The organism is Amycolatopsis anabasis (genome assembly GCF_009765355.1).
GTDB classification, from domain to species: Bacteria; Actinomycetota; Actinomycetes; order Mycobacteriales; family Pseudonocardiaceae; genus Amycolatopsis; species Amycolatopsis anabasis.
The window spans coordinates 68,504-90,751 of record NZ_VTHK01000003.1; the positions used below are offsets into that span (position 1 = coordinate 68,504).

Consider the following 22,248-nt stretch of genomic DNA (forward strand, 5'->3'; position numbering starts at 1 on the left):
ACTCCTGGGAAAAGCGTTGCGGCAGAAGGACGGACGGCGCACGGGTGCGGCGCGGGTGCCCGCGAATGCGGCTGCACTGATCGAGGAGCCTGCCGACAGCGTAATTCACCCCATCGGCGGAACGCGACGCCTTTTCGGCGTGGTGTCGATCTCGCGCGGCACCTCATTCTCCGGCGAGTCCAGCCATACCCACTGGCGTTCCGCGGTGACGGTGATGTGAAACCGCGGCCGCACCGGGCTGCCCTGTTCCAGCCACCAGCGGTAGGCGTCCTCGGCTTCGTCCCACAACGCGCGGGTACCGGCCTGGCGCACCTCACCACCGGATACCGATGCCCAGGAGTCCGCCGCCAGCAGCCAGAGCGTTTCCCCGTCCGCGTGCTGGTCGAATATGGCGCGGCATTCGCCGAGGTGCAGTGCGACCGCCAGTTTCGCGTGGTTCCCGAGCACGGTGCGGGGATCGAGGTCGGTGCGCGACGCCACGGCGATCTGCTCGAAATCGTCGGGTTCGTCGGTGACTTTCCAGCGCTGCGAGCGCAGGCGCATGAAGTTCGCCGACTCGACAATGGTGCCGGTCGCGCTGCCCGCACCGACCTCGAACCGGACGAGGTGGCTGTTGGCCATGGGCGGCCCCCACGGGACCACGATCAGCCCGTCTGGGCGGGTCTGCTCGACCCAGCTGTACGGCACGGTGTCCAAATCGATCTCGATGCTGACCACGTTCTCGGCGCCGAGACGGTCCGCCAGCAGGGCTGCGTTCCAACCGGTGCCGGTGCCGATCTCCAGCACCCGCGTACCCGGTGACACGTCGAGCTGATCGAGCATGGTGAACACCACGGACGGCATCGAGCACGACGAGGAGGAACGGCCATCCCCATCCTCCGCGCCATCGTCGACCTGGGTGATGATCGGAATGTCGGAGTAGACCGCGCGCACCCACGCTTCCGGGTCGGCGTCCTGGTCGATCTCGGCGAGTGCGCCGGTGTCACGCACCTGCCAAGCCCGGCGAGGGACGAACAGGGCACGCGGTGTCGCGGCGAAAGCGTCGCGCCACTGCTCGGGCAGCGCGGAACCAAGCAGATCGGCCAGTTTGGCGACCGGTGTGGAGTCGGCGGTGGTCAACGCTATTTGTCCTCGTCCGACTCGGCAGCTGCGCACCGAACAGCAGAAGCAGCGCGCCCAGCAGGAGTCCGAACACGACAGTCCACATCGGACGGACAAGAGAATCCTGCCCGCCCTGCTGACGGCTCAGCGGGGATGCGCGCCCACCGCGTCCCGGATCTGCGCGCCCAACCCCGCGTCCCCTTCGCGGGCGCAGTGCGCGCAGCAGAAGAACCGGCCCTCCACCTCGACGCCGTGGCCCAGGATCCGGCACCCGCAGTGCTCGCATTCCGGGGCCAGGCGCTGCGCCGCGCATTCGATGCTGTCGAAGGTGTACACGTCACCGGTCATCGTGCGCACCTCGAACGACATCCAGTAGTCGTTGCCGCAGACCACGCAATTCGCCATCACGTCACCTCTCCAGGGGTCCTGCGGTGATCGTGCGCCGCGCCCCGGGGCCCGGCAACTCGCGAAACCCGGACGAGTGAGTGTCACACCCTCGCCAGCCACACCACGTCCGGTTCGCCACGGGGCACCGGCACGTCGAGGACCTGCACCTGGCCGAAGCGGGCCCGCAGCCGCCGGGTGAACGCGGGGCTCGCCTCGGCGCTCCACACCGCGAGCACCCCACCGGGGCACAGGTGCTCGGCGAGCATGTCCAGCCCCGCCTTCCCGTACAGCTCCGCGTTGCCCTCGGTAACAGTCCACTGTGGACCGTTGTCGATGTCGAGGCAGAGCGCGTCGAACCGTTCCTCGGTCTCCTCGAGCCAGTCCACCAGGTCCGCCTCGACCACCCGCACCCGGTCGTCGGCGAGCGCGTCGCCGTGCACGTCCCGCAGCGGCCCGGTGCGGTTCCACCCGATCACCGCGGCTTCCCGCTCGACGACCACGATCTCGCCGACCCCGGGGTGATCGAGCGCGGCGCGCAGCGAGTAGCCGACCCCGAGACCGCCGATCAGCATCCGCGCTTTCCCGGGCACGAAATCGGCGGCCACCGACACCAGCAACCGCTCGGACTCGCCGTTGCGGGTGTCCATCAGGAAGACCCCGTTGGCGATCACCTCGAAATCCGCGCCCACCCGGCGCAGCACCAGCTCGCCGCACTCCCCGTCGACCCTGTCCAACACCTCGGCCATCCGCCTACGCTATCCGGCCTGTCATGAGGGGACCCCTCCGGACAGAATTCGTCAGGAGGGGTCCCCTCATGACACCCGACGCTGGTCAGGTGGTCGCGAACAGGCCGAGCGTCCGGTCCGGGCGGATGCCGTCCAGCTCGTCCTGCCAGAGCGCGTAGAACCCGGCCTCCTCCTTGGTGCGCAGTTCGACTCCCGCGGCCCCGGCCACCGCGGGCGCGACGGACACGGCGTCCTCCAGCACGTCCTTGGCGCCCGAACCGTCGCCGAACTGCTCCTTGGTGCGGTACAGGATCTCGTCGGGCACCCAGCCCTCGAAGGCTTCGCGCAGCAGCTTCTTCTCCGGGACTCCCGGCCCGATCATCTTGTGCTCGGGCGGGATCGACAGCGCCAGCTCGATGACGTCCCGGTCCAGGAACGGCACCCGGGCCTCCATGCCGAACGCCATCGTGGTGCGGTCGCAGCGCTGCAGGTTGAGGTGGTGCAGTTCGCGGACCGTGCGCACCAGTTCGGCCTGCAGCGCGTCCGGATCGGTGAACGGTTCCTCGTGGTAGTAGGTGTACCCGGCGAACAGCTCGTCGGCGCCCTCCCCGGTGAGCACCGCGTGCACCCGTTTCGACGCGTATTCGGCGAGCAGCAGGTTCGGCACCGCGCTGCGGACCAGCGACGGGTCGTAGTGCTCGATCGCGCGCACGGCCCGGGGCAGTGCTTCGACGGCGTCCTCGCGGGTCATCACGATCTCGTGGTGCTCGGAGCCGATGTGCTCGGCGACCACCCGGGCCGCGGCGAGGTCCGAACTGCCGGGCGCGCCGACCGCGAACGTCGGCAGCGGCTGGTCGTGCCGCTTCGCGTACTCCGCGGCCACCGCGGCGACGATCGCCGAGTCGAGGCCGCCGGAGAGGAACACGCCGATGCCGACGTCGCTCATCATCCGGTTCTCCACCGCGCTGACGATCGTCTCGCGCACCGATTTGAGCAGGGCCTCGTCCCACCGGCCCGGTTCCTCGGCGCGCCGGGCCGGCCGCACCCGCGCCGGGACCGAGTCGGCGAAGCGCACCAGCCCGGCGGCGGGGCTCCAGCAGCAGCCGGGCGGGAAGCTCTCCACCAGCGGCCGGTCCGCCGGATCGAACGCGCGCAACTCGCTGGCGAACAGCGTGACGCCTTCCCGCCGCGCCCAGTAAAGGGGTTTCACCCCGAGCGAATCGCGGGCGACCAGGAATTCGCCGTCCGCGGTCATGAACGCCAGCGCGAACATCCCGCGCAACCGGGCGAGCCCCACCGGCCCGTCCACGATCAGCGCGTGCAGCGCGGCCTCGCTGTCCGAACCGGTCTCGAACAGCTCGTGGCCGAGATCTTCCCGGATGTGCCGGTGGTTGTAGATTTCCCCGTTGGCGACCAGATACGTGGTGCCGTCGGAGTTGGTCAGCGGCTGGCGGCCGTGCTCGACGTCCATGATGGACAGTCGCTGATGACCGAGCCAGACGTTGCCCCGATGAACTTCTCCGGTGTCGTCCGGGCCGCGGTGTTTGATCCGGCCCAGCATTTCCCGGCACAACTCAACATCGATATCGCCGACTGCGGCGACTATTCCGCACACGGTGCGAGCACCTCCTCGGTGTCGCCGGACAATTTTAGTTGTTTCTTCATCGATTCGAGCGGAATCGGACGACTATCACAGTTGTTCACCCGGCTGCCGGGGTCTCGACGCCGTGGCCCGCTGCTCCTAACCTGGAGTAGCGGAGGTGATTCGGCATGCGTGCGACAGTTGGTGACGAAATCCACGTGCACGGCCGCACGGTGGGTTCCGGCGATCGCCGGGGCGAGATCGTCGAAGTACGGGGCGAGGACGGCAGCCCGCCGTACCTGGTCCGCTTCGACGACGGGCACGAGCGGCTCGTGTTCCCCGGCCCCGACTGCGAAGTCGAGACCCCGGCGAAGTAGCCGCGCCCTCACACGAGTCCGGCCAGCTTGTACAGCACCAGGCTGCCCGCGACCGCCACGTTCAGGCTGGACCCGGTGCCGAGCATCGGGATCTCCACCACGGTGTCGGTCAGGTCCAGCGCGTCCGCGGGGATGCCGTGCTGCTCGTGGCCCAGCAGGGCGATCGTGCGGCGCCGGGCCATCGGCAGGTCGGCCAGGCGCACGGCCTCGTCGGCGAGTTCGACCCCGACGACCGCGCTCCCGGCCGCCCGTTCGGCGGCGAGCCAGCCGATCGGGTCGTTCACCCAGTGCACGCACGCCGGCCGTCGCAGGGTGTTACCCCGTCGCAGCGCCTCGGGAACCCACGGGAACCGGGGCACCGCGAGGCACGCGCCCGCGGCGTCGCACGTCCGCAAGAGCGTGCCCAGATTCGCGCCGTGGAGCGGCCACAAGGGGGCGGCGACGAGATGCCCCCAGCAGGGGTGCGCTCGCCGCCGCCTTGCCTTGCGGAGTTCGGCCGGGGTGCGTGCCCGGATCGCCGGGCTCACCGGGAATGAGGCTTGGCGCCTCCGGAAGGTCGAGACATGATCGGCGCACTTCGCGGCGTGCGCGGGCCATCGACGTAGGTGTCCCGGAGTCTACCCGGCGACGGCGACCTCCTCGGTGGCCTGCGCGGCGCCCGGCCTGGCGCGCAGCCGCCAGGCGAGCACCACCGCCACCAGGCCCAGCGCGGTCAGCACCGCCGCGACCTCGGGCAGCAGCGTCGGCCCGCCCGAGGACAGCACCAGGCCGCCGACCACCCCGGACAGCCCCACGCCCAGGTAGATCGCCGAGGCGTTGAGCGAGAGCAGCAGGCCCGAGGTGCGCGGCGCGAGTTCGATCAGCCGGTGCTGCACCGGCGGGTTGATCGTCCAGGTCGCCAGGCCCCAGAGGAACAGCGCGATCGCGGCCCCGGCGATCGAGGTCGCCAGCACCGGCAGCAGCGCGAGCACGACCGTGATGCCGCCGAACACCGCGAGCAGCGGCCCGCGCGAACCCCAGCGGTCGGTGGCCCGCCCGCCGAGCACGTTGCCGATCGCGCCGCCCACGCCGTAGCAGAACAGCAGCACGCTCACCGTCGTCCCGTGGATGTCCGCGGTCGCCGCCAGCACCGGCGCGATGAAGGTGTAGACGCTGAACGCGGCGAGGCAGCCGAGCACGGTCGCGGACAGCAGGGCGAGCACGCGCGGGTCCCGGGCCACGGTGAACCGGTCGGCGAACCGGACCGGTGGCGGCGCGGCGACCGAGGGCAGCAGGAGCCGCACGGCGACCGCCCCGAGCAGGGAGAACACCGCCACCAGCGCGAACACCGCCCGGTAGCCGAGAAACTGCGAGAGCAGGCTGCCCAGCGGGACACCCAGGATCGTGGCGATGGTGAGCCCGCCGAAGACCAGCGCCACCGCGCGGCCGCGGCGCTCGGGCGGGTTCAGTTCGGCGGCCACCGCGCTGGCCGCCGGGGTGAACACGGCCGCGCCGATCGCGGTGATCATGCGCGCGCCGAAGAGCAGCGCGTAGCCGGGTGCGAGCGCGGCCAGGACGTTGCCGAGCGCGGTGACGCCGAGTGCGGCGACCAGCAGCCGCCGCCGTTCCCAGCGACCGGTCAGCGCGGCGAAGAGCGGCGAGCCCACGGCGTAGGCGATGGCGAACGCGGTGACCAGCTGGGCGGCGGCCGCGGCGGACACCTTCAGCTCGCCGGTGAGGGCGGGCAGCAGGCCGGCGACCACGTAGCCGCTGGTGCCAACCGCGAACGTACCGAGCGCGAGCACCCCGGTACGGGAGGAAGAGCCAGGCATCGAATCCCCTTGTTCGACGAGTATCAAACTTCGATGATCACCGTACTACGGACCACCGACAAGTTTGAAGCCCGTCGTACTATGGACGCCATGGGCACCGAGACGCTCCCGCCGCTCACCCCGGCCTCCTTCCCGGACGTCGGCGAGATCCAGATCGTGAAGGTCCTGCAGGCCCTGGCCGATCCGGTGCGGCTGGACATGGTCCGCCAACTGGCGCCCGCGGACCGCGAGCTGTCCTGCGGCACGTTCGAGGTCTCCGTGAGCAAGTCCACACTCACCCACCACCTGCGGATCCTGCGCGAGGCGGGCGTGATCAGCTCGCGCCAGCAGGGCACCACGCGCTTCAACTCGTTGCGGCGCAACGATCTCGACGCGCTGTTCCCGGGCCTGCTGGACGGCGTGCTCGCCGCGCCTCGCTAGCGGTTTCGCGTTACGTGAACAGCCTCACGCCGATAACAGGATGACAACGGGGACCTCTTCGGTTGGACTGGTAGCAGGACAGCCCGGCGACGACGGGGACGCGCTGGCTGTCTTTCTTCATGTCTCTCGACTGGATCGATCCAGTCACTTGACGTAGTCAACAGGCTTCCTGACACTTCCGAGAGGAGAACCGTGCCCATCGCGCTGCTCGCGCTCGCCATCGGCGCCTTCGGTATCGGCACCACCGAGTTCGTCATGATGGGTGTCCTGCCGCAGGCCGCGGCCGATTTCGGGGTGTCCATCCCGACCGCGGGCCACCTGATCTCCGCCTACGCGCTCGGCGTCGTCGTCGGCGCTCCCCTGCTCACCGCGGTCGCCGTCCGGCTGCCGCGGAAAACCATGCTGCTGGCCATGATGGGCCTGTTCACCGTGGGCAACCTGCTGTTCGCGCTGTCCCCGAACCACGAGTTCGGCATCGCGTTCCGGTTCCTCGCCGGACTGCCGCACGGCGCGTTCTTCGGCGCGGGCGCGGTCGTCGCGTCCAGCCTGGTCGCCCAGAGTGACCGGGCCAAGGCGGTGTCGATGATGTTCATGGGCCTGACCCTGGCCAACGTGATCGGCGTGCCGCTGGGCACGCTGCTCGGCCAGCAGGTCGGCTGGCGCGCGACCTTCGGCGTGGTCGCGGTGATCGGCCTGATCGCGATCCTCGGCATCCAGAAGCTCGTGCCGTTCCAGGGGCGGCCCGCCGAGGCCTCGCTGCGCGGCGAACTCGGCGCGTTCCGGCGGCCGCAGGTGTGGCTCGCGCTGGCCATCGTCACCTTCGGCCTGGGCGGCGTGTTCGCGTGCCTGAGCTACGTCACCCCGATGCTGACCGACGTGGCCGGGTACGAACCGGCGACCGTGACCCTGCTGCTCTCGCTGGCCGGGGTCGGCATGACGATCGGCAACTTCCTCGGCGGCCGCCTGGCCGACCGGGCGCTGATGCCGAGCCTGTACGTCGCGCTGCTCGCGCTGGCCGCGGTGCTCGGGATCTTCACGCTCACCGCGCAGGTCAAGGTGGGGGCCGCGATCACGATCTTCGCGGTCGGCGTGGCCGGGTTCATGATCGGCCCGATGATGCAGGCCCGGATCATGGAGAAGGCGGGCGGCACCCCGTCCCTGGTGTCGGCGGCCGTGCAGTCGGCGTTCAACATCGCCAACTCGATCGGCGCCTACCTCGGCGGCCTGGTGATCGCCGGTGGCCTCGGCCTGGTCGCCCCGAACTGGGTCGGCGCCCTGCTCGCCGTCCTGGGCCTCACCCTCGCCGCGGTCTCCGGCATCCTCGACCGCCGCGAATCCCCGGCCCCCGTCCCCGCCCTCGCCGACTGCTGACCTGCGGTTCTCGTTTAGCGGGCTAAACGAGAACCGCTGGTCAGGACGCCGGGCCGGGCGCCGTCACCCCCCCCCCCCCCCCCGAACGGCGGCCGGTCCGGCGAGCAGGTGGTGCCCGGATCGGGCAGGCGCAGGTCGATCAGGTAGCGCTCGCGCAGCCGGTCGACGCAGGCACCGGTCGGGGCGTGGCCGTGGCCGTCCACCACGACCAGGCGGGCGTTGCCGAGCGCCCGCCGCGCCTTCTCCGCGTAGGTCACCGGCGTCACCGGATCGAACCGGTTGTTGATCAGCAGCGCGGGCACGTTCGTGCGCAGGGTCCACGGGCCGGTGTGCCGCTGCGGGTAACCACCCGGCGGCGACGGCCACGAGGCGCACGCCTGCAACTGGTAGAGCCAGTGCCGCCCGTAGGCAGGCGCGATCGCGTCGAACGCCTTCGCCAGCACCGGCCACACCCCCGGTGACCGGCCGAAGCTGTTGTCGGCGCACGAGATCGCGGTGTAGGAGTCCAGGAAGTCCAGCCGGAACGCGCCCGCGCCGAGCACCTCGCGCACCACGTCCGGATTTCCCGCCGCGCCGCGTTCCAGTTCGGCGAGCAGTTCCGCCAGCGCGGGCCAGCCCCGCTCCGGGTCGTACAGCATCGCGGCGTGCGTCGGCACGACATCGCCGTAGCGCACCTCGAACGCCCCCGCGCCCTGGCCGACGACGATCGGCGCCCGCTTCAGCCGGTCCAGCAGGGCCGCGTTGCGCGCCCGCACGTCCCCACCGGCGAACGCGCACCGGGGACGCCCGGCCGCCGCGCACAACCGGGCGAACTCGCCGAACACCTCCTCGGTGCCCACCGATCGCTCCGCGAGCGTGGCCACCGTGGCGTTCGTGTACCCGACCGGATCGATCATGGCGTTCAGCTGCAACGCGCGCACCCGGTCGCCGAACAGCACGCCGTAGACCTCGCCCAGGTAACTGGCGTACGAGCCGCCGAGGAAGCTCAGCTTCGCGTCCCCGACCGCGCGCCGCAGCAGATCCAGGTCCCGCGCCGCGTCGACCGTGGTGAGGTGGCCCAGCAGGTCCCCGCTGTGCCGGGCGCACCCGGCCGCGTGCGCCCGGCTGTCCGCCTCGGCCCGCCGCTCCTGTGCCGCGGTCACCGGCGGCAGCGCGACCCCCGACCAGAACCGCTCCTGCTCGGCGGGTGAGGCGAAGCACCGCACCTGCCCGCTGCGGCCGATCCCGCGCTGGTCGAAGGTGACCACGTCGAAGCGGCGGGCCAGCTCCCCGGTGACCACGCCCTCCCGCCGCATCGAGTCGATCCCGGACCCGCCCGGCCCGCCGACCGGGAGGAACAGGGTCCCGATCCGGTGCGCCGGATCGGCCGCGGGCTGCCGGAGCACCGCGAGCGGGAGTTTCTTCCCGTGCGGGCGGGAGTAGTCCAGCGGCACCGCGGCGGTCGCGCACTGGAACTTCGCCAGCCCCGGTTCGACGCAGGGCGCCCAGTCCAGGCGCGGGGTCGCCGCCGCGTCCGCCTGGGCGACCGGTCCGGTCACCGATGCGGCCGCGGCCGTGGAGATCCCGGCCAGGACGGACAGGACCGCGGCGGCGAGCACGAACACCTTGCGCATGCCGACGATCTTGCGGGGAGGCCCGATCCGTCGTCGTCCTTCTTTGGGACGAGATCGGGGTCAGTCCAACGGGCCACCGACGATGGTGAACGCCACGAAGAGGATGAGCACGCCCAGCCCGGTGTAGCTCAGCACGTCGACCGGGCGGCCGCGGATCGCCAGCAGCCCGGCCTGGGCGTCGGAGAGCACCGCCCGCAGCACCGCCGCGACCAGGAGCGCGCCACCGACAATAACCGCGCCCTGGCGCCAGTGGTACTGCCAGATGCGGAACCCGGCGACCGCGACCAGCGCCAGCACCAGCGCGAACGGCAGGTGCGCGATCAGGGGGTGGCGGTCGCGCCGCGGCGAGTGCACGCTCAGCTCGCGGCCCGCTCGGCGGCTTCGACGACGTTGCTGATCAGCATCGCCCGGGTCATCGGCCCGACCCCGCCGGGGTTCGGCGAGAGGTAGCCCGCGACCTCCTCGACGCCCGGCGCCACGTCCCCGGCGAGCTTCCCGTCCACCCGGGAGACGCCCACGTCGAGCACCGCGGCGCCCGGTTTGACCATGTCCGGGGTGATCAGCCCCGGCGATCCGGCGGCCGCGACCACGATGTCGGCGCGCCGGACCTCGGCGGCCAGATCCCGGGTGCCGGTGTGGCACAGGGTGACCGTGGCGTTCTCGCTGCGCCGGGTCAGCAGCAGGCCGAGCGTCCGGCCCACGGTGATGCCGCGGCCGACCACGGCGACCTGGGCGCCGTCGAGCGGCACGTCGTAGCGGCGCAGCAGTTCCAGGATGCCCAGCGGGGTGCACGGCAGCGGCGCGGGTTCGTTCAGCACCAGGCGGCCCAGGCTCATCGGCGCGAGTCCGTCGGCGTCCTTGGCCGGATCGATGCGCTCCAGGATCGGGCCCTGGTCGAGGTGTTTCGGCAGCGGAAGCTGGACGAGGTACCCGGTGCAGGCGGGGTCGGCGTTCAGCTCGTCGATCACCGACTCGAGCTTGTCCTGGGTGATGTCGGCGGGCAGATCGCGGCGGATCGAGTTCACCCCGACCTTGGCGCTGTCGGCGTGCTTCATCTTCACGTAGGCGTGCGAACCGGGGTCGTCGCCGACGAGCACGGTCGCGAGCCCGGGGGTCACCCCGCGCTCGGCCAGCGCCGCCACCCGCGGTTTGAGCTCCGCGAAGATGGCGTTCTTGGTTGCCTTGCCGTCCAGAACCGTCGCCGTCACGCGGACCATTCTGGCAAAGCGGCCCTCAGGCCCGTCGGCGGCCGCCCGCCCCGGCGAGGACCACGGCCACCAGCGCCACCCCGGTGCCGATCAGCGTCGCCGCGCCCGGGTGCCCGCCATGGGTCGGCAGGAAGAGGTCCAGCAGCACCGAACCGACCAGCTGCCCGGCGATCGCGGAGAGGCCGAGCAGCAGCACGCCCGTCCAGCGCACCACGAACGACGCCAGCGCGATGAACACGATGCCGACCACGCCGCCGAGGTAGAGCACGGGATTGCCGGGGAACCCGACCGGCCCGCCGCGCACGATCAGCGACACCAGCCAGCCCGCGACCAGCGCCGTGGTGCCGACCGCGAAGTTGACCAGGGTCGCGGTCATCGCGCTGCCCGAGGCCGCGTTCACCCGGCCGTTGATCGCCTGCTGCACCGCGACGGCGGCGCCCCCGGCGAGCGGGAGCACCAGCAGCCACAGCGAACCGCCGCCCTGGCCGAGCCCGCCGGACAGCGAACCGGCCACCGCGCCCAGGGTGAGCACCGCGCCGAGCACCCGCGGCCAGGTCAGCGCCTGCGGCCCGGCCGGACCGAGCCCGGCCCGGTCGACGAACAGGCTGCTCACCGTCTGCCCGGCGACCACGCCGACGGTGAACATCGCGACGCCGAGGACCGAGACGGTCACCGACTGGCCCGCGACGAACGTCGCGCCGCCGAGCCCGCCCAGGCAGTGCCACGGCCGCAACCGCCCGGCGCGCACGGCGTCCGCGAGGCGGCGGAGCCCGGCGCGGGTTTTCGGCGCCACCGGCAGCGCGAGCAGCAGGAGCACGAGCCCGCCGCCGAACGAGATCACCGCGGCGAGCATCGAGTCGCGCAGTTCGGTGCCGAGCTGGCCGTTGATCCGGCCCTGGGTCGCCATGGCGAGCCCGGAGAGCAGGGCGAGCACGACCCCGGCCACCCGTTCCGTTCTCGGTGTCCGTTCTGTCGTCTTTTCCTGAACTGGTGCGGTGGCGGTGGTACTCATCGGTTCCATTGTCGGCCCGTCCGGCCGCCCGCGCGGCGTGATGATCGTGACTCCGCACCCCCGCCCGGGCTAGCTGAAAAGGCTCGATAACCAGGGGCTACGGCCGGGATGCGGACATGCCCGTGCATTGTTCCGGCCGACAAGTCAAGATATTGAGGTGGCTCAACCGACGACCCAGCTGAATGCGACCGAGCAGGACACCCTGGTCAAGCAGATCGGCCTCGCCCTGCTGCGGGCCGCCCCGCGCGACTGGCACCGGGTGACCGCGGAGTACCGAGCCGTCGGCAGGTACCACGAGATGACCGGGGAGATCGTCACCAAGGACGGCGCCGCCCACGAGTGGGTGGCGACGCACGACATCGCGACCTTGTTCGGCCGGCTGCGCGCCGGGATGTACCGCGATGGCCGGGGGACCTGGTTCAACGCTCGTTACCAGCTCGACCACCCCTCCAGCTACAACCTGGAGTACGACCGGGAAGAACCGGTGTGGGATCTGATGCCGCCGCCGCAGGCCTACGCGGACGAGTTGCGCATGTTCCCCCGGTCCGAGGAGAACGTGCCGGAATGGCTGATGCGGCGGCTGGCCGGGCTCGGGCCCGAGCAGCCCGGCCCGCGGTTCCGGATCGCGCGGATCTTCGACGGCGCCGGTCCCGGCGGCCGTCCCGTGATCAACCGGCCCGACCTCGAGGTCGACGAGCAGGACCGGCTCCTGGAGTACCTCGACCAGGCGCCCGTGGTGGTCTCCGAACGCAGTTACGACGTCGACCTGCTCGCCCAGTCCCCGGTGGCCGCGGTGCCGGTCGCCTTCCACAGCGACGGCGTGTGGATCTGGCCCGCCGCGGTCAACTACTACCTGCGGGAATACGGCGTCTCGCCGGAGCCCGATCTGGTGCAGCACATCAGGTCCGCGGGCTTCACCGTGCCGGAGGTGCCCGAGCAGACCCGGCAGGCGGCCGGGGCCTACCTGACCCGGGGCAACGCCCCGCCCCCGCCCCGCCCGGCGACTCCGCCCCCACCGCCTCCTCCCGCGCCCGCTCCGCCCGCGCCCGAGCAGGCCGCGCCGCCGCCTCCCCCGGTCGCCCCGCCGCCGCGGGAGGAGGAGCCGCCGCGAGCCGCCTTCGAGGAGCCGGAAACCCGGTACGAGGAACCCGAGCCGCGCTACGAGGAGCACTACGACCAGGCGGACCACGCCGAACCGGAACCCGAACCGGAGCCGGAGCCCGAACCCGCCGCGCACGCCGAACCCGAGGAGCCGGAACGTCCGGCCGTGCCGGACAGCGGCCCGCCGACCCAGCTGGTCTCCCCGCAGGCCCTCGCGCAACCGGCGGCCCCCGAACCGGACGACGCCCCGGTGCTCGACCAGTTGCGCGGCAAGCTCGGCGAACTCGACATCCCGGACACCGCCTACCGGATCGGCGGCCCGGCCGAACGCGGCTGGAGCCTGGAGGAGGTCGACGACGGCTGGCGGGTCGGCTGGTACGACGGCAAGCTCACCAGCCCGGCGGTGTTCGGCGACCCCGAGGACGCGGCCGCGTTCATGCTGGGCAAGCTGCTGCTCGACCGCGACGGCCGCGCCGGTGCGGAACGGCGGGCCGCCGCCGTCCCCGAGGAGGCGCCCACCCCGCCGCCCAACAACAAACCGGCCCCGAAGACCGTGCTCGCCACGCTCCCGGGCGATATCGCGACCGGGGCCCGGACGTCCCGCGCGCCCGAGAAGGAGCCCGCCGAGGCCCCGGCCCCGCCGCCACCCTCTCGTCCCGCTCCCGAACCGGCGGCGGCCCGGGCCGCCGCCGAGGCCGGTCCGATGACCGAGCTGGTGAGCCCGGTGCCCGATCCGGTCCCCGGCTCGCTGTCCGAACGGCTCGACGACCCGGGCCCGCCGACCACCGCCGCCCGGCCGGTGACGCCGCCGCTGCCGCCGCGCCGGGACACCCCGCCGCCCCGCCGGGACGAAAGCCGCCCCTCGGCAGCGGCCCAGACCGGCGCCGGTCAGCAGTGGCCGATCCAGCCGATGCCCGGGGAACCGCCGCTGACCCTGTTCCGCGGCAAGGAGTTGCGGGAACTGCCCGCGGGCAGCGAACTGGACCGGTTCGGCGGGCCGAACGGCAACCTGACCTACGCTGCGGGGACGCCGTTCGAGGAACGGTCCCTGGTGCCGGAATGGGTCAACCGCCCATATCACGTCTACCGCGTGCAGCGCCCGCTCGAGGCGCTGGCCGGGGTGGCGATCCCGTGGTTCAACCAGCCCGGCGGCGGCGCGGCGTACCTGTTGCCCGCGTCGATCGAAGAGCTGGTGGCCGAGGGCGACCTGATCGAACTCGACCCGGGCGAGCCGCCCGTCGACTGACCTTTCGCGCCCGGGTCAGTGCACGACGAGGCCGTGGGCGGCGGCGAAGGCGACCGCGGTCTCCAGATCGACGTGGGCGCCGGTGAGATCGGCCTGTCGCAGGGCGTTCGCGTCGAGTTTGGCGCCGCGCAGGTCGGCGCCGGTCAGTTTGGTGCCTTGCAGCCGGGCCTGGCGCAGGTCCGACTCGCGGAGATCGGTGTCGGCCAGGTCCGCCTCGTTGAGGTTGGCCTCGCGGAACCGCAGGCCGGACAGGTCGACCTTGCGCAGCCGGGCGCCCCCGAGCGCGGCGAGGGACAAATCCGTTTCCCGCAAGGTGATCGGCCGCAGTCGGCAGTCCACAAAGGACGATCCGAGGAGCGAGCAGCCGCTCCACTCGGTGTCCGCGAGCACGGTCCGGTCGAAGGTGCAGGACCGGAACGCCGACGCGGTGTGCTTCGAATCGCCGAGATCGGTCCTGGTGAAATCGCATTCGTCGAACGTGCAGCCCTGGGTCACCAGACCGCGCAGGTCCGCTTCGGCGAAGTCGCAGCGGACGAATTTCCTGTTCTCCCACCGCACACCGGTCAGCACGGCGTCGCGGTAGTCCTCCCCGATCTCCGGCTCGCTCATCCCGACAGCTTGGCAGATCAGCGAATTCACCAGGCGATGCGGTCGAACAGCGCGCGCAGCCGGGCGGCGCGGCGCGGGTTCCCGGTGCCCGCCCAGCCGATCCGGCCGAGCAGGTGCGCGCGGAAATCGGGATGGCCGTCGCGGTTCTGGGCCCGCGGACCGGTTCGCACGCAGTTGTGCAGCAGGGCCCGCAGGGCGTCGTACTCGCGGCGGGAGACCGCGGGCGCGGAGTTGACCACCAGCCCGGCGACGCGCTGACGCTGGTGCGCCCCGGTGACCGAGGTCTTCGCCTCCCGGATCCGGAATCCTTCCTCGCGCGCGATGCGGCGCACGCCCGGTACGAGCCGGTGCACCGGCACCGCTGCGTCGCCGGAGAAGGCGAGGTCGTCGGCGTAGCGGGTGTAGGCCACGCCCAGCACGCGGGCGAGCCCGGCCAGCCGCACGTCGAGCCGGTGCGCCGCGGCGTTCGCGACCGCGGGCGAGGAAGGCGCGCCCTGCGGCAGATGCGGGCCCGCGAGCCCGCGCACCTGCCGCCAGCGCAGGGCCGGGTCCCGGCCCGCGGGCGCGTCGGCGAGCACGTCGGCCGGGGTGGCCGTGGTGAGCAGCCCGGCCAGGACGGCCGCGACGCGGGGCGGGTAACCCGCCGCCGCGAGCAAGGCGCGTACCCGGCGACCGGAAACGGTGGTGAAGAAGCCTTCCAAGTCCATCCGCACGACCACGTCCCGGCCGGAATGCTGCGCCGCGCAGGTCACCGGCGAACGGCCCGTCCGGAACCCGTGCACGGCCTCGTGCAAGGGAAACCGGGCGACCACGTGCCGGACGACCCGGCGCTGCAGTTCGGCGAGCCGCGGTTTCGGCGATTCCAGCAACCGGGCCCCGCCGGTGCGCGTGGGCACCCAGCGGTACCGGTAGTGCCGCAACGGCCGCCCGGCGCGCCGGTTCCAGCCACCGAGGTCGGCGAACCAGTCCAGCTCACCCGGGGTCAGGTCGAGGGCGCGGGCGCATTCGGCCGGTGTCGCCCAGCGCGGCACGCCCCAGCGCCACGGCCGCGGCGCGGGCGGTTCGGGTGGCGGGGCTGGGCGGAGCCGGGCGTGTTCCGGCAGCGGTGGCAGGTCCAGCACCAGCGCGGTGAGCTCGCGGACGCCCCCGATCGGCGGGGAGGGCGAAAGTTCCAGCAGCCTGCTCGCCAGGTCTTCGGCCGCTTCCAGCTCGAGCAGCCGCGACTCGACGAGCCGATCGGCCAGCACACCCCGTTCCCACGGACCGTCCAACGCCACCCGCGCCGTGGCCGCCGCCCGCCGCCGCGCGTACTCGGCCGCCAACTCCGGTGGCTGCCCGGAATTCCCGGTGACGAACCCGAACTTCATCCGCGCCCTCGCCGGGTGTGTGGCGACCGGAGGTGACCGTTTCTCCCCTGTTCTGCCGCGCGCACCAAGGCGTACGCGGAGCGTGCTGTCGCGCGTGGGGCGCGATGCCTGGGTTTCGTCGTGCTCCCCGGGGTTGCCCCGGAGTGGGCAGGTGACCCCGCCTGCTCACCTCCGTGTCGCCACACCCCCGCCACCTTAGAGGCAACCACCGGACAACAGCGGGCGCTCAGTCGATCGCCTGCCGGCGGCCACCCGCGATCAGCGCGTCGAGCAGGCACGCGATGGCGGGGTGCCGCCGGGCCCCGGGGCGCGTGGCGGCGAACAGCGTCCGGCGGATCTCCGGATCGATCGCGGTGAGCAGCCGCACCTCCCCGTGTTCCGGGGCGACGATCCGGGGAATGAGCGTGAACCCGTGCCCGGCGCCGACGAGGGCGGCGGCCACCGCGAAATCGTTGCAGTGCCCCACGACGTGCGGCTCGTACCCGGCGAGCGCGCAGGACCGTTCGAACAGCAGGGCACACGGCCCACCGGGCGCCGGGGCGATCCACCGGGCGTCCCGCAGCTCGGCCAGGCGCACCCGCGGACCGGGCAGCGGATGGCCGGGCGGAACGGCGACGAGCATGGGCTCGGTGAACAGGTCCGCCCGTTCGACGTTCTCGACCGGCCGCCGGGGCGCGAGCGTGTACTCGCACGCGACCACGACGTCGAGTTCGCCGCGTTCCAGGGCGGGCAGGCCGTTCTCCGGTTCGGCCTCCTCGATCCGCAGGTCCAGTTCGGGCGCCTCGACCGCCAGCCGGGCGAGGGTGTCCGGCAGCAGCGCGCGCCCCAGGGACGGCAGGACCCCGATCCGCAACACCCCGCGGACGGCGCCGTCGTCCCCGGCGAGGTCGGCCTCGGCGGCCTCCAGCGCGGCGAGCACCTCCCGCGCGTGCCCGGCCAGCCGTCCCCCGGCGGCGGTCAGGCGCGCGGTGCGCCGGCTGCGATCGACCAGGACCGTGTTGAGTTGCCGCTCCAGGGCGGCGATCTGCTGCGACACCGCCGGCGGCGTGAACGACAACGCCCGCGCCGCGGCCGCGATGCCCCCGTGCTCGGCCACGGCGAGCAGAACCCGAAGCCGCCGGACGTCCAACACGAAAGCAATCCTATATGGGTCGGCCGTGAAACGTTACTGGTGCTAACTGCTGCCCGGTGGGAACGTGACGTCGTGACCGCCGACAGCCGTGCCACCGTCGCCCTGGGGACGACGTTGGCGCTGTGGGCGTCGGCCTTCGTTTTCATCCGGGTCGCCCTGCCCGGTTTCGGTGTCGCGGGCCTGTCCGCCGGCCGGCTCCTGGTGGCGTCGGTGGCGCTGGCCGCCGCGGCCCCGCTGCTGCGCGTGCGCCGCCCCGAACGCGGTGATCTCGCGCGCATCGCCGCCTGCGGGCTGACCGGAATGACCGCCTACCAGCTGCTGCTCAACGCCGGTGAGCGCACGATCGAAGCCGGAACGGCGAGCCTGCTGGTCAACACCGGTCCGATTTTCGCCGCGCTGCTGGCTTTCGCGTTGCTGCGCGAACCACTCACCAGCCGGTCCTGGGCGGGCATCGGCCTCGGCTGCACCGGCGCCACCGTCATGGCCCTGGCTCAGGGCAACCACCTGCGCCCCAGCGCGGACGCCCTGCTCATCCTCGGGGCCGCCCTGGCGCAGGCCCTGTTCTTCGTGCTGCAGAAGCCGTTGCTGGCGCGGTACCGGCCGTTCGAGGTCACCTGTTACGCCACCTGGTCCGGCACCCTGTTCGCGCTGCCGCTGCTGCCCGACCTCGCCGGTGATCTGCCGCACGCCGGTCCGGACGCCCTCGCGGCCCTGATCTTCCTCGGCGCGGCGCCGAGCGCGATCGGGTTCGCCGCCTGGGCCTACGCGCAGGCCCGCGTCCCGGTCGCCGTCGCCGCGAACACGCTGTACCTGGTGCCCCTGCTCGCCATCGGCATCGGCTGGGCGCTCCTGGCCGAAACGGTCCATCCCGGTGCGCTCGCCGGTGGCCTGCTCGCCCTCGCCGGAGTCGCGCTCAGCCGCGGCAGGCCCCGCCCCACCGCCGTCGCGGGGTACCCGCCCCGCGAACCGTCCGAGAAGAGGAGAGGTTCATCGTGGCCAGCACGTCACTCGGCACCGTGCTCACCGCCGTCGTCACCCCGTTCGACCAGGACCTGAACGTCGACGAATCCGCATTCGTTTCCCTGTTCCATCACCTCCTTGAGAACGGATCGGACGGGGTCGTGGTGTGCGCCACGACCGGCGAGCCGTCGACCCTCACCAATGCCGAACACCTGCGGCTGGTCGAACTCGCCTGCGCGGAACGCCCCGCCGGAGCCACGGTCATCGCATCGATCGGTTCGAACAACACCGCCCAGGCCTGCGCCATGACCGAGCGCGCGACCGAACTCGGCGCGGACGCCGTGCTCTCGGTGGCCCCGTACTACAACCGGCCGAACCGCCGCGGCCTGATCCGGCACTACTCGGAGATCGCCCGGGCCACCGACAAACCCGTCATGCTCTACAACATTCCCACGCGCACCGGCATCGACCTGCCCAACGACCTGCTCGCCGAACTCGCCCAGATCGACCGCGTCGACTACGTCAAGCAGGCCAACAACGCCAACCTCGCCCCGATCGACGGGCTCGGCCTCTATGCCGGCAACGACGACATCTTCGCCCGCACCCTCGACCTCGGCGGCTGCGGCGGCGTCCTGGTCGCCAGCCACGTCGCCGGGCCGCTGCTGCGGCAGATGGCCGACGAACCCGCCCGGCGGGCCGAGATCAACGAACGGCTCCAGCCGCTGTTCGCCGCGCTCGGCGTCACCACCAACCCGATCCCGATCAAGGCCGCGCTTTCCCTGCTGGGCCACCAGGTCGGCGGTCTCCGCCTGCCCCTGGTCGAAGCGGACGAGGCCGAACTCGAGGTCATCCGTGACGCGCTGATCCGGACCGGGCTCACCGGAAGTCCCGTGACTTCGCGGTGATCCGCATCGGCAGGTGCTGAAGCCGATCGGCGCGCAAGCTCACCACCCCCTCCGCGCGTTCGACGGTGCCGCGGACCAGCAGGGCGGGGCTGGAGCGCGCGATCCGGTGGTATCGCCGCCACAGCCCGGCCGTGCAGACCACGTTCACCATGCCGGTCTCGTCCTCGATGTTGAGGAAGGTGATCCCGCCCGCGGTGGCCGGGCGCTGGCGGTGGGTCACCGCGCCGCCGATCAGCACCCGGCTGCCGTTCTCCGCTTCGAGCAGCCGTTCCGCGGTGAGCACCCCGAGCGCGTCCAGGCGTTCCCGGATGAACTGGGTCGGGAAGCTGTCCGGGGAGATCCCGGTGGCCCACACGTCCGCCACCGCGAGATCGATCCGGTCCATCCCGGGCAGGACCGGAGCGCTCGCCCCGGCCACCGCTCCGGGCAGTTTCTCCGGCCGTTCCCCGGCTACCGCGCCGGCCGCCCACAGCGCCCGGCGCCGGTCGCCGTCGAAGCAGCCGAAGGCCCCGGCCGTCGCCAGCGCCTCGACCTGCGGCGTGGTCAGCCGCACCCGCCGGGCGACGTCGGCCATGTCGCGGAACGGCCCGCCGCCCTCCCGCTCGGCGACGATCTTTTCGGCGAGCGCCTGGCCGATCATCCGCACGGGGGCGAGCCCGATCCGCACCGCGGGCTTCGCGTCCTCGGCGCCGAGGGGTTCCAGGGTGGCGTGCGGCAGGCTGGCGTTGATGTCCGGCCCGCGCACGGTGACCCCGTGCCGCCGCGCGTCGGCCACCAGGGACTGCGGCGAGTAGAAACCCATCGGCTGGGCCCGCAGCAGGGCCGCGCAGAACGCGGCCGGGTGGTAGTGCTTGAAGTAGGCACTCGCGAACACGAGGTAGGCGAAGCTCAGCGCGTGGCTCTCCGGGAAGCCGAAGTTGGCGAACGCCTGGAGTTTGGCGAAGATCCGCTCGGCCAGGTCCGCATCGACCCCGTTCGCCGCGGCCCCGCGGTGGAAGCGTTCCCGCAGCCGTTCCATTTTCTTCTCGGACCGCTTCGCGCCCATGGCGTGGCGCAGTTCGTCGGCCTCGGCCGCGGTGAAGTTCGCGACGTCCAGGGCGATCTGCATCATCTGTTCCTGGAACAGCGGCACACCCTTGGTCTTGCGCAAGGCGTTCGCCAGCAACGGATGGTCGTAGTCCCAGTCTTCCTGTCCGTTGGCCCGCCGGATGTACGGGTGCACCGAGCCGCCCTGGATCGGCCCGGGCCGGATCAGCGCGACCTCGATCGCGAGGTCGTAGAACTTCTTCGGCGCGAGCCGCGGCAGGGTGGCCAGCTGCGCACGGCTTTCCACCTGGAAAACCCCGATCGCGTCCGCCTTCCGGAGCATCGCGTAGACGTTGTCGTCGGTGAGGTCGAGCCCGGCCAGGTCGATCCGCTCGCCTTCGTGCTCGGCGACCAGATCGATCATGTAGTGCAGGGCGGAGAGCATGCCGAGGCCGAGCAGGTCGAATTTGACCAGTCCCACCGAAGCGCAGTCGTCCTTCTCCCACTGCAGGACGCTGCGGTTCTCCATCCGCGCCCATTCGATCGGGCACACCTCGCTGACCGGCCGGTTGCAGATCACCATCCCGCCAGAGTGGATGCCCAGGTGCCGCGGGAAGTCCTCCAGCGCACATGACAGTTCCAGCACCGGCTCGGGAATGTCGTGGTCGTGGTCCTCCTGGACGATCCGCAACGGGCCCCAGCGGTCGATCTGCTTGCTCCAGGCGTCCTGCTGCCCCGGCGAGTACCCGAACGCCCGGGCCGCGTCCCGCACCGCGGACTTGCCCCGGTAGGTGATCACGTTCGCGACCTGCGCGGTGCACAACCGCCCGTACTTGCGGTAGACGTACTGGATGGCCTCTTCCCGGCGATCGGATTCGATGTCCAGGTCGATGTCCGGATACCCGTCCCGGTCCGGCGCCAGGAACCGTTCGAACAGCAGTTCCCACCGCACCGAGTCGACCTTGGTGATGCCGAGGGCGAAGCACACCGCGGAATTGGCCGCCGATCCCCTTCCCTGGCAGAGGATTCCGCTCTTCCGGCAGAACTCGACGATGTCCCAGACGATGAGGAAGTAACCGGGGAAGCCGAGTTTCTCGATGATTTCCAACTCGTGGTCGAGCTGGCGGTACGCCTCGGGGTTCTCCTCGCGGGAACCGTACCGTTCAGCCGCGCCGCGGTAGGTCGTCTCGCGCAGGAAGGTCGCCTCGGTGTGCCCGTCCGGCACGTCGTACGGCGGCAGTTCCGGGGCGACCAGGTGCAGATCGAACGCGCACTGCTCGCCGAGCAGCGCGGCCCGCTGCACCGAACCCGGGTACCGGGCGAACCGGCGTGCCATTTCCGCACCGGAGCGCAGATGCGCCGTCCCGGCCGCCGGTAACCAGCCCGCCATCTCGTCGAGCCCGCGACGCGCCCGGATCGCCGCCATCGCCCCGGCGAGCCGGCCACGATCCGGGGTCGCGTAGTGCACCGCGTTGGTCGCCACGGTCGGCAACCCGAACTCGGCGGCCAGCGCGGCCAGCGCGTCGTTGTGCGCGGTATCGCCGGGCAGGCCGTGGTCGGTCAGTTCGACGAACACGTTCTCGCGGCCGAAGAGTTCGGTCAGCTCACCGAGCCGTCCTCGTGCCGCATCCGGCCCCTCGCCGTACAACGCCCGCCGCACCGCGCCCTTGCGGCACCCGGTGAGCACCGCGGCCTTCCCGGACACCTCGGCGGCGACCTCGGCGAGGTCGTACACCGGGCGCCCCTTCTCGGCTCGCCGATCGGCGGGAAGTTCCCGATCATGCCCGGCCAGCTGCCCCGCCGTGACGGCCCGGCAAAGGCTCGCGTACCCGTGCTCGTCCCGGGCGAGCAGCAGCAGATGCTCGCCCTCGGGATCGGCGATCCCGTTCTGCGGCCCGGAAAGCCCGAAGCTCAGCTCGGTGCCGAACACCGTGCGCATCCCGAGTTCCCGGGCCGCTTCGGCGAACCGCACCACCCCGTACATGCCGTCGTGATCGGTGATCGCGATCGCGTCCAGCTCCAGCCGGGCGGCTTCCGCCACCAGTTCCTCGGGATGGCTCGCCCCGTCGAGGAAGCTGAAGTTGGAGTGGCAGTGCAGTTCGGCGTAGGGCACCCGGGTGCGCGCGCCCGCGTGGTCGTCCCCGCGCCGTGCGTCGAGATCCGCCGGGCGGAGGTGACCGTCCCGCCGCCGGCCCCACGCCGGGCTGTCCCCGCCATCGGCGGGTACGGCCTCCCCGGACAGGTTCCGTTCCAGCTCCTTCCACGGAACCGGCGGGTTGTTCCAGCCCATGATCG

20 protein-coding genes are annotated in these 22,248 nt (G+C 72.1%); 6 read left to right on the forward strand and 14 right to left on the reverse strand.

The window, feature by feature from the left end:
• Positions 1-105 precede the first annotated feature (105 nt).
• The 4 genes from FXO23_RS04415 to asnB form a co-directional block, all read right to left on the reverse strand.
• Positions 106-1,119 (reverse strand): rRNA adenine N-6-methyltransferase family protein, encoded by a 1,014-nt coding sequence (locus FXO23_RS04415; protein ID WP_218951896.1) that lies wholly within the window; start codon positions 1,117-1,119, stop codon positions 106-108.
• A gap of 126 nt (positions 1,120-1,245) precedes the next feature.
• Positions 1,246-1,506, reverse strand: coding sequence for a Prokaryotic metallothionein (locus FXO23_RS04420; RefSeq protein WP_158881039.1), 261 nt, complete (start codon positions 1,504-1,506; stop codon positions 1,246-1,248).
• An 83-nt stretch (positions 1,507-1,589) separates the two neighbouring features.
• On the reverse strand, positions 1,590-2,234 hold the full coding sequence (locus tag FXO23_RS04425; RefSeq protein ID WP_158881041.1) for a spermine/spermidine synthase domain-containing protein: 645 nt from the start codon (positions 2,232-2,234) through the stop codon (positions 1,590-1,592).
• 85 nt (positions 2,235-2,319) lie between these two features.
• The gene (gene asnB, locus FXO23_RS04430; RefSeq protein WP_158881043.1) at positions 2,320-3,828 is read right to left on the reverse strand and encodes an asparagine synthase (glutamine-hydrolyzing); all 1,509 of its coding nucleotides are present in this window, start codon (positions 3,826-3,828) and stop codon (positions 2,320-2,322) included.
• A gap of 155 nt (positions 3,829-3,983) precedes the next feature.
• On the opposite strand from asnB, the gene FXO23_RS04435 reads away from it, so the two are divergent.
• Complete coding sequence (locus FXO23_RS04435) at positions 3,984-4,172, forward strand: DUF1918 domain-containing protein (protein ID WP_158881044.1); 189 nt, start codon at positions 3,984-3,986, stop codon at positions 4,170-4,172.
• A gap of 8 nt (positions 4,173-4,180) precedes the next feature.
• On the opposite strand, the gene FXO23_RS04440 is transcribed toward FXO23_RS04435, so the two are convergent.
• Both FXO23_RS04440 and FXO23_RS04445 read right to left on the reverse strand, forming a co-directional pair.
• A complete protein-coding gene (locus tag FXO23_RS04440; RefSeq protein ID WP_158881046.1) occupies positions 4,181-4,699 on the reverse strand; it encodes a TrmH family RNA methyltransferase in 519 nt (172 codons plus the stop codon).
• 90 nt (positions 4,700-4,789) lie between these two features.
• Positions 4,790-5,983, reverse strand: a complete 1,194-nt coding sequence (locus FXO23_RS04445; RefSeq protein WP_158881048.1) for an MFS transporter — start codon at positions 5,981-5,983, stop codon at positions 4,790-4,792.
• A gap of 81 nt (positions 5,984-6,064) precedes the next feature.
• Here FXO23_RS04445 and FXO23_RS04450 point away from each other — a divergent pair, with 81 nt between their 5' ends.
• Positions 6,065-6,403, forward strand: a complete 339-nt coding sequence (locus FXO23_RS04450; RefSeq protein ID WP_158881590.1) for an ArsR/SmtB family transcription factor — start codon at positions 6,065-6,067, stop codon at positions 6,401-6,403.
• Positions 6,404-6,595: 192 nt separating this feature from the next.
• Entirely contained in the window at positions 6,596-7,774 is a 1,179-nt protein-coding gene (locus FXO23_RS04455) for an MFS transporter (RefSeq protein ID WP_158881050.1), read from the forward strand.
• A 14-nt stretch (positions 7,775-7,788) separates the two neighbouring features.
• Here FXO23_RS04455 and FXO23_RS04460 read toward each other — a convergent pair whose 3' ends face one another.
• Genes FXO23_RS04460 through FXO23_RS04475 form a run of 4 tightly spaced genes read right to left on the reverse strand, consistent with a single transcriptional unit; the run spans position 7,789 to position 11,502 of the window.
• The gene (locus tag FXO23_RS04460) at positions 7,789-9,387 is read right to left on the reverse strand and encodes an alpha/beta hydrolase (RefSeq protein ID WP_158881052.1); all 1,599 of its coding nucleotides are present in this window, start codon (positions 9,385-9,387) and stop codon (positions 7,789-7,791) included.
• A gap of 60 nt (positions 9,388-9,447) precedes the next feature.
• Positions 9,448-9,741: a DUF3017 domain-containing protein gene (locus FXO23_RS04465; RefSeq protein ID WP_158881054.1), complete on the reverse strand. Its 294-nt coding sequence runs from the start codon at positions 9,739-9,741 to the stop codon at positions 9,448-9,450.
• A 2-nt stretch (positions 9,742-9,743) separates the two neighbouring features.
• Entirely contained in the window at positions 9,744-10,595 is an 852-nt protein-coding gene (locus FXO23_RS04470; protein ID WP_158881056.1) for a bifunctional methylenetetrahydrofolate dehydrogenase/methenyltetrahydrofolate cyclohydrolase, read from the reverse strand.
• A 25-nt stretch (positions 10,596-10,620) separates the two neighbouring features.
• Complete coding sequence (locus tag FXO23_RS04475; protein WP_246256950.1) at positions 10,621-11,502, reverse strand: DMT family transporter; 882 nt, start codon at positions 11,500-11,502, stop codon at positions 10,621-10,623.
• A gap of 256 nt (positions 11,503-11,758) precedes the next feature.
• Between FXO23_RS04475 and FXO23_RS04480 the strand changes: the two genes are divergently transcribed.
• Complete coding sequence (locus FXO23_RS04480; RefSeq protein ID WP_158881593.1) at positions 11,759-13,954, forward strand: TNT domain-containing protein; 2,196 nt, start codon at positions 11,759-11,761, stop codon at positions 13,952-13,954.
• Positions 13,955-13,969: 15 nt separating this feature from the next.
• Here the strand turns inward: FXO23_RS04480 and FXO23_RS04485 are convergent, their stop codons facing one another.
• The 3 genes from FXO23_RS04485 to FXO23_RS04495 all read right to left on the reverse strand — a co-directional run bounded on the left by FXO23_RS04485 (position 13,970) and on the right by FXO23_RS04495 (position 17,062).
• Positions 13,970-14,563, reverse strand: a complete 594-nt coding sequence (locus tag FXO23_RS04485; RefSeq protein WP_158881059.1) for a pentapeptide repeat-containing protein — start codon at positions 14,561-14,563, stop codon at positions 13,970-13,972.
• A gap of 26 nt (positions 14,564-14,589) precedes the next feature.
• Positions 14,590-15,930 (reverse strand): reverse transcriptase family protein, encoded by a 1,341-nt coding sequence (locus FXO23_RS04490; RefSeq protein WP_218951897.1) that lies wholly within the window; start codon positions 15,928-15,930, stop codon positions 14,590-14,592.
• Between the two features lie 226 nt (positions 15,931-16,156).
• The gene (locus tag FXO23_RS04495) at positions 16,157-17,062 is read right to left on the reverse strand and encodes a LysR family transcriptional regulator (protein WP_158881061.1); all 906 of its coding nucleotides are present in this window, start codon (positions 17,060-17,062) and stop codon (positions 16,157-16,159) included.
• Positions 17,063-17,134: 72 nt separating this feature from the next.
• Here FXO23_RS04495 and FXO23_RS04500 point away from each other — a divergent pair, with 72 nt between their 5' ends.
• Entirely contained in the window at positions 17,135-18,118 is a 984-nt protein-coding gene (locus FXO23_RS04500; RefSeq protein WP_158881063.1) for a DMT family transporter, read from the forward strand.
• Positions 18,055-18,927, forward strand: coding sequence for a 4-hydroxy-tetrahydrodipicolinate synthase (gene dapA / locus FXO23_RS04505; RefSeq protein WP_158881065.1), 873 nt, complete (start codon positions 18,055-18,057; stop codon positions 18,925-18,927). Before FXO23_RS04500 ends, dapA begins: the two co-directional genes overlap by 64 nt.
• Here the strand turns inward: dapA and FXO23_RS04510 are convergent.
• Positions 18,899-22,243, reverse strand: coding sequence for an error-prone DNA polymerase (locus FXO23_RS04510; protein ID WP_158881067.1), 3,345 nt, complete (start codon positions 22,241-22,243; stop codon positions 18,899-18,901). The two genes, dapA and FXO23_RS04510, sit on opposite strands and share 29 nt — an antisense overlap.
• Positions 22,244-22,248: the final 5 nt, after the last annotated feature.